The 16,098-nt window shown below is 45.4% G+C and carries 20 protein-coding genes and 1 riboswitch; of the genes, 15 read left to right on the top strand and 5 right to left on the bottom strand.

Annotated features, from left to right (window positions below; all coding sequences use genetic code 11):
- The first annotated feature begins 267 nt into the window (after positions 1–267).
- From ACRRQV_RS10210 to ACRRQV_RS10140, 15 genes are all read left to right on the top strand, one after another.
- The gene (locus ACRRQV_RS10210; protein WP_432530380.1) at positions 268–453 is read left to right on the top strand and encodes a DUF3934 domain-containing protein; all 186 of its coding nucleotides are present in this window, start codon (positions 268–270) and stop codon (positions 451–453) included.
- A gap of 111 nt (positions 454–564) precedes the next feature.
- Complete coding sequence (locus ACRRQV_RS10205; RefSeq protein WP_432530378.1) at positions 565–1,515, top strand: DMT family transporter; 951 nt, start codon at positions 565–567, stop codon at positions 1,513–1,515.
- Positions 1,516–1,781: 266 nt separating this feature from the next.
- Positions 1,782–3,053, top strand: a complete 1,272-nt coding sequence (locus tag ACRRQV_RS10200; RefSeq protein ID WP_432530376.1) for an Nramp family divalent metal transporter — start codon at positions 1,782–1,784, stop codon at positions 3,051–3,053.
- A gap of 176 nt (positions 3,054–3,229) precedes the next feature.
- Positions 3,230–3,409: riboswitch (cobalamin riboswitch) on the top strand.
- A 157-nt stretch (positions 3,410–3,566) separates the two neighbouring features.
- Positions 3,567–4,052 (top strand): acyl-CoA thioesterase, encoded by a 486-nt coding sequence (locus tag ACRRQV_RS10195; protein ID WP_432530374.1) that lies wholly within the window; start codon positions 3,567–3,569, stop codon positions 4,050–4,052.
- Position 4,053: 1 nt separating this feature from the next.
- Positions 4,054–6,330: a ribonucleoside-diphosphate reductase subunit alpha gene (locus tag ACRRQV_RS10190; RefSeq protein ID WP_432530372.1), complete on the top strand. Its 2,277-nt coding sequence runs from the start codon at positions 4,054–4,056 to the stop codon at positions 6,328–6,330.
- 12 nt (positions 6,331–6,342) lie between these two features.
- Positions 6,343–7,389: a ribonucleotide-diphosphate reductase subunit beta gene (locus ACRRQV_RS10185; RefSeq protein WP_432530370.1), complete on the top strand. Its 1,047-nt coding sequence runs from the start codon at positions 6,343–6,345 to the stop codon at positions 7,387–7,389.
- The gene (locus ACRRQV_RS10180) at positions 7,370–7,825 is read left to right on the top strand and encodes a flavodoxin domain-containing protein (RefSeq protein ID WP_432530368.1); all 456 of its coding nucleotides are present in this window, start codon (positions 7,370–7,372) and stop codon (positions 7,823–7,825) included. Before ACRRQV_RS10185 ends, ACRRQV_RS10180 begins: the two co-directional genes overlap by 20 nt.
- A 60-nt stretch (positions 7,826–7,885) precedes the next feature.
- On the top strand, positions 7,886–8,071 hold the full coding sequence (locus tag ACRRQV_RS10175; protein WP_432530366.1) for a hypothetical protein: 186 nt from the start codon (positions 7,886–7,888) through the stop codon (positions 8,069–8,071).
- 125 nt (positions 8,072–8,196) lie between these two features.
- Positions 8,197–8,403, top strand: a complete 207-nt coding sequence (locus tag ACRRQV_RS10170; RefSeq protein WP_432530363.1) for a zinc ribbon domain-containing protein — start codon at positions 8,197–8,199, stop codon at positions 8,401–8,403.
- Between the two features lie 435 nt (positions 8,404–8,838).
- Complete coding sequence (locus ACRRQV_RS10165) at positions 8,839–9,036, top strand: hypothetical protein (protein ID WP_432530361.1); 198 nt, start codon at positions 8,839–8,841, stop codon at positions 9,034–9,036.
- A gap of 13 nt (positions 9,037–9,049) precedes the next feature.
- A complete protein-coding gene (locus ACRRQV_RS10160; protein ID WP_432530359.1) occupies positions 9,050–9,475 on the top strand; it encodes a DUF1259 domain-containing protein in 426 nt (141 codons plus the stop codon).
- Between the two features lie 43 nt (positions 9,476–9,518).
- The gene (locus ACRRQV_RS10155; RefSeq protein WP_432530357.1) at positions 9,519–9,878 is read left to right on the top strand and encodes a GNAT family N-acetyltransferase; all 360 of its coding nucleotides are present in this window, start codon (positions 9,519–9,521) and stop codon (positions 9,876–9,878) included.
- A gap of 235 nt (positions 9,879–10,113) precedes the next feature.
- Positions 10,114–10,851, top strand: coding sequence for an SDR family NAD(P)-dependent oxidoreductase (locus ACRRQV_RS10150; RefSeq protein ID WP_432530355.1), 738 nt, complete (start codon positions 10,114–10,116; stop codon positions 10,849–10,851).
- Between the two features lie 201 nt (positions 10,852–11,052).
- On the top strand, positions 11,053–11,295 hold the full coding sequence (locus ACRRQV_RS10145; protein WP_432530353.1) for a hypothetical protein: 243 nt from the start codon (positions 11,053–11,055) through the stop codon (positions 11,293–11,295).
- Positions 11,296–11,500: 205 nt separating this feature from the next.
- A complete protein-coding gene (locus ACRRQV_RS10140) occupies positions 11,501–11,704 on the top strand; it encodes a thioredoxin family protein (RefSeq protein WP_432530351.1) in 204 nt (67 codons plus the stop codon).
- A gap of 106 nt (positions 11,705–11,810) precedes the next feature.
- Here the strand turns inward: ACRRQV_RS10140 and ACRRQV_RS10135 are convergent, their stop codons facing one another.
- The 5 genes from ACRRQV_RS10135 to selD all read right to left on the bottom strand — a co-directional run bounded on the left by ACRRQV_RS10135 (position 11,811) and on the right by selD (position 16,070).
- Entirely contained in the window at positions 11,811–12,401 is a 591-nt protein-coding gene (locus ACRRQV_RS10135) for a polysaccharide deacetylase family protein (RefSeq protein ID WP_432530349.1), read from the bottom strand.
- A gap of 60 nt (positions 12,402–12,461) precedes the next feature.
- Positions 12,462–13,250, bottom strand: coding sequence for a phosphonate ABC transporter ATP-binding protein (gene phnC, locus ACRRQV_RS10130; RefSeq protein WP_432530347.1), 789 nt, complete (start codon positions 13,248–13,250; stop codon positions 12,462–12,464).
- A gap of 14 nt (positions 13,251–13,264) precedes the next feature.
- A complete protein-coding gene (phnE, locus tag ACRRQV_RS10125) occupies positions 13,265–14,020 on the bottom strand; it encodes a phosphonate ABC transporter, permease protein PhnE (RefSeq protein WP_432530793.1) in 756 nt (251 codons plus the stop codon).
- A 12-nt stretch (positions 14,021–14,032) separates the two neighbouring features.
- Positions 14,033–14,938, bottom strand: a complete 906-nt coding sequence (gene phnD / locus ACRRQV_RS10120) for a phosphate/phosphite/phosphonate ABC transporter substrate-binding protein (RefSeq protein ID WP_432530345.1) — start codon at positions 14,936–14,938, stop codon at positions 14,033–14,035.
- Positions 14,939–15,020: 82 nt separating this feature from the next.
- A complete protein-coding gene (gene selD, locus ACRRQV_RS10115) occupies positions 15,021–16,070 on the bottom strand; it encodes a selenide, water dikinase SelD (RefSeq protein WP_432530342.1) in 1,050 nt (349 codons plus the stop codon).
- Positions 16,071–16,098 lie beyond the last annotated feature (28 nt).

Below are 16,098 nucleotides of genomic sequence, written 5' to 3'. Positions count from 1 at the left end.
ATAAAAGCCAATGAAAATATCAATTAATTTTCTTTTTAGAATGTTTATTTGCTATTTCTAACAAAAATCAAGAGGTTTAAAATGAAATAATACGGGTAAAATAAAAGGCTTATCTATATTTAAATAACAATTGGGGAGTCTAATGGAGCTCTAATAGATGATTGATGAGGAAAATAAGAAGTGAAAGTTCTAATTCCACCCGAAAACCTGTTATGATAGAGGGGATTTCCAAACGCACAAGGTTGGAAAAACAATGGAGTGATAATGATGGCTAAAAAAGTAAAGAGTGGAATCGGCCAAGGAACTGGGAAAAAAGGATGGAATCGGTGGAAAGTCGGGGCCAACAAAGCCAAAAGCGCTAAACCGTACATCAGCAAAGGCGCCAAAAGAGCAGCTGAACACAAAGCTGACGGCAAAACTATAACTGAACCAACTGAATGGATAGATGGATAAGAACGAACTTGAAGTTGTCCTCGCCGGCAACTTTTTTTGTTTTTTGTTCGCCGCTTGCTGTTGAATCTTCCATATAAACAAAAACTGGGATGAAGAGAAAGAAGGAATTTTATGAGCCGCTTCAAATTGTATATGGTCTTGGTTGTTGTCATGTTTGTATGGGGCATGAATCTTCCTGCCTTGAAATACTTAACCGCTCAAATGGGGCCAGTGACGATGACATCGCTGCGCATTTTTCTAGCTGCGGTTACCGTCTTTGCAATTTTGTTTATGATGGGGCTTGTCAGAAAACCGATGAAAAAAGAGTGGGGCTATATTATTGGCGGCTCTTTGCTGAATGTGGTGGCACACCATTGCTTTATCTCGCTCGGCTTATCGCTGACGACCGGAACAAATGCCGGTTTGATTCTTGGGACTGGGCCGATTCTTACTGCGATTTTCAGTTTGCTTCTTCTCCGTACCATTCCTTCCAAATGGCAATGGCTTGGTTTGTTTCTCGGCTTGTTCGGTGTGGCTGCCACGGTGATGGCGGGCAATACCGGACCTGCAAAAGTATCGCTTGGTGATGTCTATGTGCTGATTGCGATTCTTAGCCAAGTGTTGAGTTTCATCGTTATATCGAAAGCCGCCAAAACACTGGATCCTCGGCTTTTAACTGCCTACATGCTGATGTTCGGCTCAATTGGCTTATTTATGATAAGCCTCGTATTGGAGCCAGGGGAATGGAGAGCGTTCGGGGAGATGAGTTCGGCATTCTGGCTGCTGATTCTGGCATCCGGGGTTGTTGCTACTGGGATTGGCCATATGATTTACAATTATGCGGTCGGAGAAGCAGGCCCGTCGAAAACCGCTATCTTTATGAATTTAAATACGTTGTTCGGACTTTTAGGATCCGTATTTTTCCTGGGCGAAGTTTTGACCTCTCACCATTTGACGGGATTGATCTTGATTGTGGCTGGGGTCTTCTTCGGTTCCGGAACAGCGGAAGAATGGTGGAGACGAAAGATTAAAGCAAATGCCGACAAAGAAGAACGGCTGAAAGCCAGCAGGGCTAAAAACTAATCGAATGAAAATTTTATGAGCTTGTATGAAGAGATTTCTTTTCATATAAGCTTTTTTATTTTTTTGTATGCTTAACATGTGAGGTTTCTTATTATGCAGAACCAGAATAGTTTGAATACTCTTTTAATTTAAGTGAAAGGTGTATTATAATATTTTTAACAATTACTAGGAGTTCTGTAGTTCGCATCGGTTTGAGTTGGACATGGAAGGAGGCTTAACCGATTCCAAGCCGAATGAAGAAAAAATGCATTCAGGGAGGTTGTGCAATGGCTATTGCCCAAAATACCAAAAAATCAGCGCCTGTCGCTCCAAAGACATTTATGGGAAAAGCTAAAATGGTCGGTCCAGGGTTTGTAACAGCCGCAACAGGTGTTGGAACGGGTGATTTGATAGCGGCTCTTGTTGCCGGTGCGGCTTTTGGCACCACGCTCGGGTGGGCAATTTTGCTTGGTTCTTTGTTCAAATTTTATTTCACAGAAGGGATAGGGCGCTGGCATCTGGCTACTGGAAAAACCATTTTGGAAGGCTGGCATTCACTTGGCAATTGGGCGACCGGTTATTTCGGCGTCTATTCCATCATTTGGGGTTTCAGCTACGGCGCTGCTGCCATGTCGACAAGCGCTATTATGATGGTCACCATGTTTCCAATTATGCCGTTATGGGCTTGGGCCGTTATTCATGGGTTGGCGGGCCTTGGCTTGGTGCTGTTGGGCCACTATAAACTTTTTGAGAAAGTGATGACCCTCATGGTGGGCATCATGTTTGTTACGGTTGTGGGTTCAGCTATCATTCTTCTTCCGGACATCGGAAACATTGTCAGCGGTTTTGTTCCCCGCACGGGAGGCAGTTCACTGTTGTTGGTCTTAGGTTTGCTCGGCGGTGTAGGGGGAACCATTACAATGGCGTCATACGGCTACTGGGTACGCGAAAAAAACTGGGAAGGCAAATCGTGGATTCCAATGATGAGAATGGATTCCGCGGTCGGCTATATCATCACCGCAATTTTCACGCTATCGCTGTTGATCGTTGGTGCGGAATTTTTATTCGGTACCGGAATTGAAATTAACGGGGAAGAAGGATTGGTCACGCTAGCCAATCTGTACAGCGAGGAATTTGGTTCGTTTGCCCGCTGGATGTTTTTGATTGGCGCCTGGTCTGCAGCTTTTTCATCTCTGCTGGGCGTTTGGAACGGCGTGCCGTATTTGTTTGCGGATTTTGTCCGGATGGTGCGCAAAAACAAGGCGGATCCGGGTCACCAAGTGTCTAAAGAGGACAAAGCTTACCGGTTTTACCTGCTTTGGCTGACCTTTCCGCCAATGTTGCTGCTGTTTTTCGGCCAACCGGTGCTGCTGGTCATTTTATACGGGGCACTTGGCGCATTGTTCATGCCGTTTCTTGCAATCAGCCTGCTTTTTTTGCTGAATTCAAACCGAGTAGGACAGGGATTCAAAAACGGCTGGGTAGCCAATAGTGTGTTGGTGGCATCTGTTCTTATCTTCGTTATTCTCGGTGCAATCGAATTAATCGATTTGTTTTAATAAAAATAAAAAGTCAATTGGATGGTTCACGCGCATTAGTGGCACGGTTTCAAAAGGATATCTGGATGATGCTTTTCGGATTTTCAATTATTGGCGGACTTGTAAAAGAAAAAGAATTGATTTATAGTTTACACATACAGTATTTAGTGAATTGTATAAAACAAAACACAATATATAGTTAAACCGATAACGAAGGCGCCTGAAAAGGCTTAAAAGGGAATCCGTTGAAAATCCGGAGCTGTTCCCGCAACTGTAAGTGCTGACAAGCTATCACAAATCCACTGTTCAACGAACGGGAAGGAGATAGCAGAGGATGACGCACGAGCCAGGAGACCTGCCATCGTTATGTATGTTTATATTCTTCTCCGGGAGCTGGGAAGTATAACGAAGGTGTCTATGGAAAACAGTGGTCTTCTGCTGGTTTCAAATGGATTATTCTGCGTTTATGCCCTTATCCTCTCGCGAGCGGATAAGGGCTTTTTATTGTGCAAAAACAGGAGGACTGAAGCATCTATGAAAGAACTGTTGACAGCTAGCGTTTCGAGGACCATTCAAACGAGGCTCGTGCTGCCGCCTGATACCAATCACATGGGGACGATATTCGGCGGCACAGTGCTCGCCTACATCGATGAAATTGCGGCCATCACCGCCATGAAGCACTGCAAAAAAGCGGTCGTCACGGCATCGATCGACACCGTTAATTTCTTGTCGTCTGCCCGCGTGGGAAATGTCTTGAGTTTGGAAGGCGTTGTGATTTCAACCGGGCGGACCTCGATGGAAGTGTATGTAAAAGCGGAATGCCAAAGCATTGAAACGAGTGAAAAAACCTTGACGACAACCGCTATTTTAACCATGGTCGCTGTGGATGAAAAGGGCAAGCCGACACCTGTGTGCGGCGTGGCTCCGGAAACGGAATACGAGCAGCAATTATTCAAAAGCGCGCAGCAGCGCAAAGAACTCCGTATGAAAATCAATGAATTTGCGAAGGAGCTGGTGTGAGATGAACACACAAACAGAATGGAATTCCGTACGGAAAGCGCTAAAACGGGCAGAAGAAGTTTATAAACTTGATACAACGAAATTGCAGGATCAAATCAGTGACGCCGATTACATAACCCAAAATGAACAGTCGCTGATTTACGCATTGAACCGCATCTCCATGACAGAACCCAATTGGACCTTTGTAGCGGCAGAGCTGTATTTAGAGGGATTGTATCAAAGTGCTGCAAATAGCCGGAACTACGAAGCGGTTTTGAAATACGGAAGCTTTTACGAGTTGATTGAAAAACTCTCACGCATCGGCATTTATTCGAATGAATTGCTGGCGGCGTATACAAAAGAGGAAATCGATGCGCTTGGTTCTGAAATCGATCCAGAGCGGGACTTGCTGTTCAATTACATTGGCCTATTTTTATTGGCAGACCGTTATTTGGCAAAAGATTACGAAGGCAAGTTGTTTGAATTGCCGCAGGAGCGTTTTTTGGTGATTGCCATGGCGCTTATGCAAAACGAACCAAAAGAGCAGCGTTTGGCGTTGGTGAAGGAAGCCTACTGGGCAATGAGCCACTTGTACATGACCGTGGCAACACCGACATTGTCAAATGCCGGCAAAAGTTTCGGCCAGTTGTCTTCGTGCTTTATCGATACGGTGGATGACTCGCTAGACGGCATTTACTTGAACAACTGGGACATCGCACGCCTCAGCAAAGACGGCGGAGGCATTGGCATTTACTATGGCAAAGTGCGGGCGCTCGGTTCCGATATTAAAAAATTCAAAGGCAATTCATCCGGCGTCATCCCGTGGATCCGCCTGGTCAACGATACGGCGGTCAGCGTCGATCAGCTTGGCCAGCGCCAAGGAGCGGTTGCCATCTACTTGGATGTGTTCCACAAAGACATTATGAACGGGTTTTTGGACCTGAAAACGAATAATGGGGACGAGCGGCGAAAAGCGCACGACATTTTCACGGGTGTTTCAATTCCAGATCTGTTTATGGAGAAGCTGCAGGAAACCGACGAAAGCGGCCGCAGTATAGGAGAATGGCACACGTTCTGCCCGCATCAAGTCAAGCAATTAATGGATTGGAAAGACGACTCTGGCGTAGCGTTAGGGTTAGAGGATTTTTACGACGAAAAAGATGCGAAGTATTTTACTGAGAAATACGAAGAAGCGGCAAACAATCCTGTGCTGCCGCGGAAAACCTACCGGGCAATGGATATCATGGCACGTGTTATGGTATCGCAGCTGGAAACCGGCACGCCTTATATGTTCTACCGCGACGAAGTCAATCGCCAGAACCCAAACAAGCACGTGAACGGCAAAGGGCGCACGTCGATTTACTGCAGTAATTTGTGCAGCGAAATCACGCAAAACATGTCCGCGACAACCATCACAAAAGAATACACCGACGAAGACGGCAATCTTGTGATGATCCGCAAACCGGGCGATTTTGTCGTCTGCAACTTATCGTCGATCAATTTGCCGCGTGCGGTGAAAGCGGAAGTGCTGGAGCGGCTGATTCCGATTCAGATGCGTATGCTCGATAACGTCATTGATTTGAATACGATTTCTGTTGGGCAAGCGGACGCCACAAATAAGAAATATCGCGGAGTGGGGATCGGTTCATTTGGATGGCACCACTTGTTAGCGCTTGAAGGCATCCATTGGGAAACAGAAACAGCGGTGGAGTTTGCCGATCAACTATATGAAGAAATTGCCTACCACACCATTCGTTCTTCCATGGAACTAGCGCAAGAAAAAGGCGCTTACCAAGAATTTAATGGTTCCGAATGGGCGACTGGTGAATATTTTGAACGCAAGGGCTATGACAGCGCTCGCTGGAGCGCATTGAAAAACGAAGTGGCAGCAAAAGGCGTGCGCAACGGCTGGATGATGGCGGTGGCACCAAACTCGTCAACAGCGAAAATCGGCGGCTCGACAGACGGCATCGATCCATTGTACGCAGTTGAATTTGCGGAGGAAAAGAAAAACTTCAAATTCAAAGTGACTGCGCCAGACCTTGACCACAACACGTACGATTTTTACCGCCGCTCAAGACATGTGCTGGATCAGAACTGGAGCATCCGCCAAAACGCCGCTCGCCAGCGCCATATCGACCAATCGATAAGCTTTAATTTTTATGTACCGCACACTATCAAAGCTAAAGACTTGCTGGCGCTGCATTTTGAAGCGTGGCAGCAAGGGTTGAAAACAACGTACTATGTACGGAGCACCTCGCAGGCAGAAATTGAAGAATGCGCAGCTTGCCAAAGCTAAGGAGGAAGCAAAATGTCGATACATGCACCACTTAAAAAGATCAAACTGCTCAACCCCGAGCAGCCGAATAAATCCACCGGAATTTTGAACGGCGCGTCTTCCGGTCTCTTAAACTGGAACGATATTGCCTATCCGCAAATGTACGATTTGTACCAGACTTTGCTGGCAAATTTCTGGAAAGCTCAGGAGATCAATATGCAGGACGACATCAAACAATGGGACTCGTTAACGGCTAACGAGAAAGACGTGTTTTTGCGCATAAACACACAGCTTGCGTCGCTTGACAGTTTGCAGACGCCAACGATGAGCCAAGTGATGGATTACGTCACCGATTCCAGCTTCAAAGCGATTTTTGCGGTCATTTCCCAACAGGAAGCAGTTCATAACGAATCGTATTCGTATATTTTAAGTTCGCTTGTTTCAGTCAGTGAGCAAAATGCACGCTTCGATCAAGCGAAAAGCGACCCGATCGTCCAAAAACGCAACAACTTGATTTTGGATGCGTATGAATCGTTCCGGCAAAACCCGACGCCGCAAACCTTATTCCGCTTAAGCGTCAATTCGATTAACTTGGAAGGCATTTATTTCTACGCCGGTTTTGCTTTTTTCTATCATTTGGCGCGCCAGCAAAAAATGCTGAAGACGAGCACGATGATCAGCTATATCCAGCGCGACGAAATGCAGCATGCCTATTTCATTGCACAGTTTATCCGCATCATGCTGACAGAAAACACGGAACTCAACACGGAAGAAAACATCCAGTACGTATACGGTTCGATCAATCAGGCGGTCCAGCTAGAAAAAGAGTGGGCGCATTACATTTTGGCGGATATTCAAGGACTTGATCTGGAAGAATTTGAAGGTTACGTCGAATATTTGGCCAACAAACGCTTGCGTCAGCTTGGGCTGGACAATTTATACGAAGAACGCAGCAATCCGATGCCGTGGATCCAAGTGTTTGGGGACGACATGATGAACGACACCAAATCGGACTTTTTCGAGCAGAAATCGAGAACCTATTCCAAAGTATCGCAGTCGAATGGCTTTGACGAATTGTAACAAGAAGCTGGCCATTGTGTATGCATCGGTGACCGGAAACACAGAAGCGGCCGCCATGCTTTTGAAATCCGCCCTGCAGGAGAAACCGATTGAAGTCGCCATGTGGCGTGTGGAAGAGTTTCCGCTGGCTGAACTCTCAAGCTGCGATGCAGTTTTGGTTGGCACGTATACATGGGGAAGCGGGGAAATTCCAAAAGAAATGCGTGAATTGTTTTGTTCCTTTGAACAGCTTGGCCGAAAAGAACTGGTGACGGCCGCATTCGGCACCGGTGACAGTTTTTTTGCTGAATTTTGTGGAGCGGTCGACCGGTTTCGGGATATGCTGTTTGTCCACACAAGGTTAGCGGCCACATTAAAAATTGAGTTGGCGCCCCAGGCAGAAGATGTTCCACGGTGTGAGAAATTGGCTGCCTGTGTCGCGGCAAGATTGACTTGACGTTTTTTCGACTCCTTTAGGGGTAAAGGAGAAACAAGCAACTCGTTAGGAGGAATTCAAATGGCGACAAACAAGTGGCTGAAATTAGGTGCGGCAGCTTTGTTATCAGCAGGGGTGCTGGCAGCATGCGGCGGAAATGAAAACGAAAGCGATGAAAACGAGAACGAGCAGAACGAAAATGAAACGGATGAGAATGAATCAGATGCCAACGAATCGGACGAGAACGAAGACGACTCGGATGATTAATAGAATAACCGAAGGCTGATGGGCAGATTTTTCGCCCATCAGTTTTTTGATTTCTTCAAGAAAGTTGAAACGAATCAAAAAGTGGAGCGTAATAAAAGGAAAGGAAGATTAGAGGAGGAAGGACAATGAATAAACAAGGATGCGTGAAATGCGGTACAAGAGATGCAGGAACGAAAGAAATTGCAACTACAGGTACGGGCTTGTCGAAAATGCTCGACATTCAGCACAATAAATTCATAGTGGTGTATTGCAAAAACTGCGGCTACTCGGAATTCTACAACAAACAAACGTCCACTGCTTCGAATGTAATGGATTTCTTTTTTAGCGGCTGAAGCAGCAATCGTCGTATCTTTAACTGCAATAAAAAATTAAAAACTCCGTACTGAACCGGATTTTAGTTGTTTTGGCATACCGCTTTTTTCAAAGGCATTTTTTGCAGGCAAAAGTTTAAAAAGACGTTAGAGGGGAATTAAACCTATAACTCCTTTATTCAGCAAAAGTATATGCAAATCAACAAATTTGCATAAGAAACTGGTACAAAAGATTTTACTTCGAACTTATGAAGCGAGTATGCTATGGTTAATCGAAAAACGATCGTGTTTTCGAATTGGATTTGACTTTCAGAGAATGTCTTTATAAAAAATAAATAAGCAGTTATTTTGGCTGAATGTGACAGACTATAGCGCTGTAAACAACGCCGAAAAGAATTTTTTAAATTCTTTTCGGCGTTTTTTTATGGTCCTTAACTGGATAAAGGAGCGAAAGAAATGATGTACTTTATCGATCACAACAAGAAAAGCATCCATCTTCAGAAGTTTGCAGGAGATCGTTGTGGGTTTATCGGAACCCCAGTTAAAAAGCGGGAATTTACCAATTGCCCGATTTACGTTGTGCGCCAGATAAAAGAAAAAGAGTATAATCGGTGTTCGCAATGCGCGACGGTTCAAGTAACGTTGCTTAGTTAAATTAATAGGGGGCATGGACAAGATGAACGGGTTGGAAGCCAGTGCAGAAAAAGTAGGCATGCACATGAAATCAGAAATTGAATTGCTGGGCGGAGAATGTTTCGTCAAAAAGCAGCGGTCTCTCATCATTCATGCAGGCACTTCACGTTTTACATGCACATTGGATCTGGATATATCTTTTTCAAAATATAAAGAAGATGGCATGGCTGTAAACAAAGCGAAAATTTATCTTCTCCCGGAAGAACTTCCGGCATTTACGTATAACTTGATCGAAAGCGAAGTTCCATTGCCGATTGACTACCATCAGCATTTAACAGCCAATCCAAACATAATTTGCTTTTGTATGGAAACAAAAGAGCCACCGGAGAATTTTGCCAAACGGTTATCCACTGCATTGGCCATATTGGATCAATTGAGCGGACAAGTATACATGAACTGAAGCAATGCTGTAATCGAGAAAAAGTGAATCGAGGATGAGGGTTATGCTAGTCAGATATAAGAAATCATGTGAGAAAATCGCTATGGGTTTATTGTCGTTAATGCCGCAGCAGAAAAATGTAAAGGCTTTACGGAAAACAATCGTTTTATACGGAGAAAATCCCAGCTGGCAGCTGTATCTTTTGAAAGTGGAAGAGGATTATGTGGGTTTAATCGGCATAGAAGTGGAAGAACAATTCTTTACCGTTCACCACATTTCCGTATTGCCTTCATTTCGCGGCGAAGGATTAGGGCACGTGATTGTGGAAAAAATTCAAAAACAAATGCAGGGACGGGAAATGCAGGGCACAACAGAAACTAGAGCTTTTCTGAATAAATGCAAACAAGAGTTGGCTGCAATTTAAATTGCACGAGCACCAGTGAGCAAGTAAACAGGGGGTCTTCCCTTTTATATAGAGCGGGGCTTTTCAGTTGAAAAGCCCTTTTTGTATGCAGATTTTTACCGGATATTTTGCAAAAGCAGGAGCAGCGCAAACGTATTTCCTGATAAAATTATTTTTTATTAAAAAAATGACTTAATAAATAAAAATATTGTTAAAATGGCGGTATAAATAGTTTTAAAATAAGGAGGAGGAGCGGATGGAACTAGCAGGGAAAATTGCAATAGTTACTGGCGGGGCTTCAGGAATTGGACTGGCAACTGCGAAAGCTTTTGTATCAAAAGGCGCTAAAGTTATGGTCGGCGACATCAATAAAGAAGGAGGAGAAGCGGCTGTAAAGGAACTTCAGGAAAATGGAGCAGAAGCCATATTTGTAGAATTTGATGCTTCTAAGGAAGATTCAGTTGCCCATCTTGTACTAGAGACAGTCAAACAGTTTGGCCGGATTGACATTATGGTCAATAATGCAGGAATCCGTAAAACTGGCGAAACCCATGAACTTTCTTTCGAAGACTACCGGGACGTAATGGCGGTTAACCAGGACGGGGTCTTCTTCGGGTCAAAACACGCCATCCGCGAAATGCTGAAAACCGGAGGAGGCGTCATTGTCAACACTACTTCCATATTGGCGAGTGTAGGAGAAGCGAAAGCTTTTACGGTGAACGCTTCTAAAGGTGCGGTCAATATGATGACAAAATCGTTGGCTCTTCAATACGCGGATAAAAACATTCGGGTAAATGCAGTAAGCCCTGGCTATATTGAAACGGGCATGACAAACCGCAGCAATCCGGAAGTTTATGCCCAAGCAGTAGCGAAGCATCCAATCGGACGTCTTGGCCGTCCGGAAGAAGTGGCGCATGCCGTTATGTTTCTATGTGAAAATGATTTTGTGACAGGATCGACGGTGATGGTTGACGGCGGGTATACGGCTCAATAATACAACTGACTTTGATCAAGTTCAAAAAGACTTTTTCCCGGGGAAGCCTTTTTGAGTCAACAGTTTGTCTTTTCGCCGAAGATCATCTAAGGCTATCGCCTTTTTTCCCTTCATGCTTTTTGCTGAGCAAAGCAATAAAACAGCAAAAAATGATGACCGGTACGTCAAAAATCAGCTATAATCCGGTAAGGGGGTGCGGAGATGGCCAATAAAAGCCATGGTTTAAAATGCGGATGGACCTTAATTGCGCATAAATCGTTTAAGCTTTTTTCCAATGACAACGCTTATGTGGTCATTGATGAAGACAGCGATGTAGTGATGCACTTTACCGTGAAGGAATCGGAATTTGAAGTCATCCGCAATAATTGGGGCCTTACCTATAAAGTAATTCCAGGATTCAAAACGATCAAGTTTATGAATGTGCCTGAAGAAGAAGAGGAATGACTGAGAAAAGCAACGGGCTATAAGCAAAAAAATTAAAGGTTTCTTGCAGAATGTATATACTGATCATGCAAGATAAATTTTGTGAGAAGGAGGTATGAATATGGTAAAAACAATTCAGCCTGAAGATTTTTTTGCATTGGTTGAAAACCATGAAAAACCGTTTATCCTCGAATTTGGAGCGGATTGGTGACCAAGCTGCCGTTTTTTGGGGCCGGTGGTCTCAAGCGTAGCTGAACAACTCGATTCAGTAGATTTTTTCAATGTGAATGTTGACCAATTACCGTACTTGGCGCAGCGATTTGGTGTGCAAAGCATTCCAACATTGATTTTGATTAAGAACGGCCAAGAAGCGAAGCGTTCGGTCGGTTTTATACCGGAAGAAGCGGTAAAAGAATTCGCGCAGTCTTAAATACAAAAAAGCCCTTGGAAGCGGCACACGGTTTTCGTGTATCCTTCCCAAGGGCTCTTTTTATTGTCCTCAGCGATCAAGCCATGCTCGATCGCCTTCGCTTTTCTTATAACAGTGTAAATCCATAACCTTTTTCTTTGATGGCAGCAATCAGCTGCGGCAGAGCTTCCAGTGTTTGCCGGAGTTCGTGCAGCAAGATGACGGCGCCGTCTTCCAAGTGATCGACAACAGTTGCAATCAGCTGGTCCGGGTCATTTTCCAGCTCCCAGTCCATGGAAGCGACTTTCCACATGACCGGCGCCACGTTTAATTCGGCGGCCGCACGGAGCGTGTCATCATTGAAGCGGCCGTACGGAGGGCGGAAATAACGGACAGGGCTTTCGGTAATGCCTTCAATGGTCTGTATACTTTGCTTAATTTCTTCAAATTGTTCCTCATACGCCATTTCGGCTAAATTCGGATGATTGACCGTATGTGCTCCAATCTTATGCCCATTGCCGAGGACGCGTTGCCACGGGGAGTTGGGAGTTAAAAAGCGCGACTGCCAGAAAAAGACAGCCGGGACATTTTCTTTTTCCAGCACATCAAGAAATTGCGGCAGCAAGCGGCTCGGGCCATCGTCAAACGTCAGGACGATGGATTTTTTGCCGATGGTGCTGCTTTTGGTAATGACTTTTTCATTTGGAGAGTCGTACACGACTCTTGTGTTATCTACTGCTCAAGGACTTTTAATCATGTGATTCATCCCCTTACAAAATTAAATGCCCGCACCGAAAAACGAGTTTTCGGATTTGGACCCATACGTTGCGTAATACTCTTCTTCTGTGAACTCTTCCGGCGGTCCGTCAAAAATCAATTCGCCATCTCGCAATGCGACAATGCGGGTAGCATAGCGCTTTGCCAGGTCGATGTCGTGGACGTTGATGATCGTCAGCAAGCCAAGCCGTTCGTGCATTTCTTTCAGCAAAGAAAAAATGCGGTTCGACGTTCCGGGATCCAAACTGGCCACCGGTTCATCTCCTAACAGGACACGCGGCTGCTGCACCAGTGCGCGGGCGATGCCGACGCGCTGCTTTTGTCCGCCGCTCAAGTTTTCAACGCGTCGGTCTGCCATTTCAGCGAGGCCGACTTCGGCAATCACTCGATTGGCCAGCTCGAGTTCTTCTTTAGTGAACCAGCCGACCAGGTTTTTAAAAGACGAGCGGTAGCCGAATGTGCCGGTCAGTACATTTTGCAGGACGCTTAAACGGGGGATCAAGTTGAAATGCTGGAAAATCATCCCCATCTCGCGCCGCACTTTCCGCAATTGTTCTTCTTTTGCCATGGAAACATAAGCTGGATCCAAGCACACTTTGCCGTCTATGCAGACTTCGCCGCTGGTCGGTATTTGCAGGCCGTTGATGCAGCGGATAAACGTCGATTTACCGGCGCCGCTTTTCCCAAGCACGCAGACAAAGTCGCCTTTATTAAAGGTCACATTGACGTTGGAAAGCGATTCAGCCGTATTTCCCGCATACAAGACGGAGAGGTTTTTTATTTCAATCATATAGCCTGCCTCCTTCATATAATCCGGTTCCGGATATAGCTGGCCAAAAAGTCAATGATGATGACCATTACCATGATGATTAACACATCGAGCGAAACAGACGAGTATTGAAACGTTTTGAAATCGTTGAATAAGCGCTGTCCGATGCCGCCGCCTCCAATAAACCCAAGAATGAGGGATGTTCGGATGGCAACTTCAAAGCGATAGAAAAACTGAGAGAGAACGTTCGGCCAAATTTGCGGCATCACGCTAAACAGATATGCAATCCATTTTTTCGCTCCAACGGCTTTCATCGCTTCTTGAGGGCCGGGATCCGCCGCTTCGATCAATTCAGAAATCAGTTTCCCGAATACCCCTACATTATGGAACATGATGGCGATGACTGCCGGAAATGGCCCAAGGCCGAGCGTTGTCAGCAATATCAGCCCGAAGACGATTTCAGGAATCGATCGGACAAAGCTGAGCGCCACCCGGGTAAAATGGAAAAGCGCTTTGGAAGGGGAGGTATTGCGCGCAGCCAAAAAACTAATCGGCAACGCAATAACAAGCCCCAGAACGCTTCCCAAAAAGGCCATCGCCAACGTTTCCAGCGTATCCTGAACCATCGCAGGCAATAAAGAGAAATCCATTGGGAACCATTGCGACAAGAAATCGATCATGTTGCGGAAGTCTTTAAATTTCGTTAAGTCAAATTCGGTAAGCTGCATGCTCAAATAAATGAAGACGAGCAGGACAGCCACCGTCAATATGTTGCTTTTTTTAAACCACACCATTGATCAACTCTATTCTTTAATGATTCCTTGCTTGATCGCTGCTTGTTTGATGCTTTCGTAATCTTTGTTGCTGGCTTCCGTGAAACCTGAAGCGCCGAATGCATCCAGAATTTCGGGATCTTCAATGGCCAGGAAGGTTTCCTGCAATTTTTTCACAGTTGCGTCGTCAGTGCTTTCAAGAACAGCCCATGGATATTGGAACAATTCTTCTGATTTCCAGATGGTTTTAAACTGGTCGCCTTCGATTTTACCGGATTCGACCAATTGGTCGTAGATGGCACTATCAATGGCGCCGGCATCCACTTGTTTGTTCTGGATGGCAAGTGCCGTAGCGTCATGAGATCCTGTAAACCGCACGCTGGCAAATTCATTGTCATCTTCTGATTTATACACGCCGCGGTCTTGAAGTTCAATAGATGGAATCAAAGAACCGGAAGTGGAGTTCGGGTCGCCGAATGCGAAGTTGACATTTTTCGAATCTGCAAGCATTTCTTCAATCGTGTTCCAAGGATTGTCTTTATGGGTGATGATATAAGAATGATAGAAAGGTTTTCCATCAATCAATTGCGTAATAATGGCTTTTGCGTTGCTGTTGGCTTCTGCGATGACGTAAGTTAATGGCCCAAGGTACGCCATATCGATCTTGTCATAATTCATCGCTTCCACAACACCGTTATAGTCGGGATAAACTTGAACCTTTACTTCACGGTCCAATTCTTTGCTTAACACGTCTTGCAGTTTTGTCATTGCGGTTTCCATTGCGCCTTCAGTTTGGACAGGGATGACGCCGATGGTGAAGGCGTCTTTTTCGCCTTCCGCGCCTTGCTCTGAACTTGTGCTGTCCTCGCTGCCGCACGCCGATAAGAACATGGCTGTGATAAGGACTAATGTGAATAAAATACTCCATTTTTTCATTTCTTTTACCTCATTTATTTTTAGTCTTGTATTGCGTTTTCCGCACAATGGTAAAACAAGGGCCCATAAAGAGCCCTTGCAGTTAAATCACTTGAATGCGGCCGGCATTTTCGCTTGTTACCGAACCGATGATTGCGGATGTCACATTTTTCGACAGCAATTCTTGATGAAGCGCGTCGGCTTCGGCTGCAGGAACGGAAATAAGAAGTCCGCCTGATGTCACCGCATCGCACAGGATGAGGCGGTCGATTTCGCTGATGCTGTCTGCGTAATCGATGTCTTCAGCAAGCCAGCGAAGGTTTTTGTATGTGCCTCCAGGAATGACGTTTTGTTCTGCAAGCTCTTTCGCTTTCGACAGAACCGGCACGTCTTTGCTGGAAACCGTCACACCGACGTTTCCGCCTTTTGCAACTTCCATCGTGTGGCCAAGAAGGCCGAAACCAGTCACATCAGTACAAGCATTGACAGTATAGTTTGCCATTACTTCAGCAGCGGTTTTGTTTAATGTCGCCATGACGTTCATGACTTCATCCAAATCATCTTTTTCCAGAATGCCTTGTTTGATGGCAGTCGTTAAAATGCCTACGCCGATCGGTTTCGTCAAAATCAAGCGGTCGCCCGGTTTTGCTCCTGCGTTCGAACGGATGCGGTCCGGATGGATGGTGCCTGTAACGGAAAGCCCGAATTTCGGCTCCTTGTCGTCGATCGAGTGGCCGCCGACCAAAGTAGCACCGGATTCTTTCACTTTGTCCGACGCACCAGCCAGGATGTCAGCCAAGATGCCTTTGTCTAACGTATTGATTGGGAAAGCCACAATATTCATGACCGTCAACGGTTTTCCGCCCATCGCATACACATCGCTTAATGAGTTAGCGGCGCCGATTTGGCCAAACATATACGGATCGTCCACAATCGGGGTAAAGAAATCCAATGTCTGCACAAGTGCGACATCGTCACTGATTTTGTAAACACCTGCATCATCGGCTGTATCCAGTCCGACAAGCAAATTAGGGTCTTCAACATTTCTCGGTAAATGGCGCAGAACCTGCGCCAGGTCCTCAGGACCAATTTTGCAGCCTCAACCGCCTTTAGAAGATAAAGAAGTTAAACGTACCATATCTTTTTCTGTCATTATAATTCTCTCCTTTTTTATTCAAAGA

The organism is Planococcus sp. YIM B11945 (assembly GCF_050864155.1).
In the GTDB taxonomy this organism is placed as follows: Bacteria; Bacillota; Bacilli; order Bacillales_A; family Planococcaceae; genus Planococcus.
This window is presented reverse-complemented; position numbering and strand designations above follow the sequence as displayed.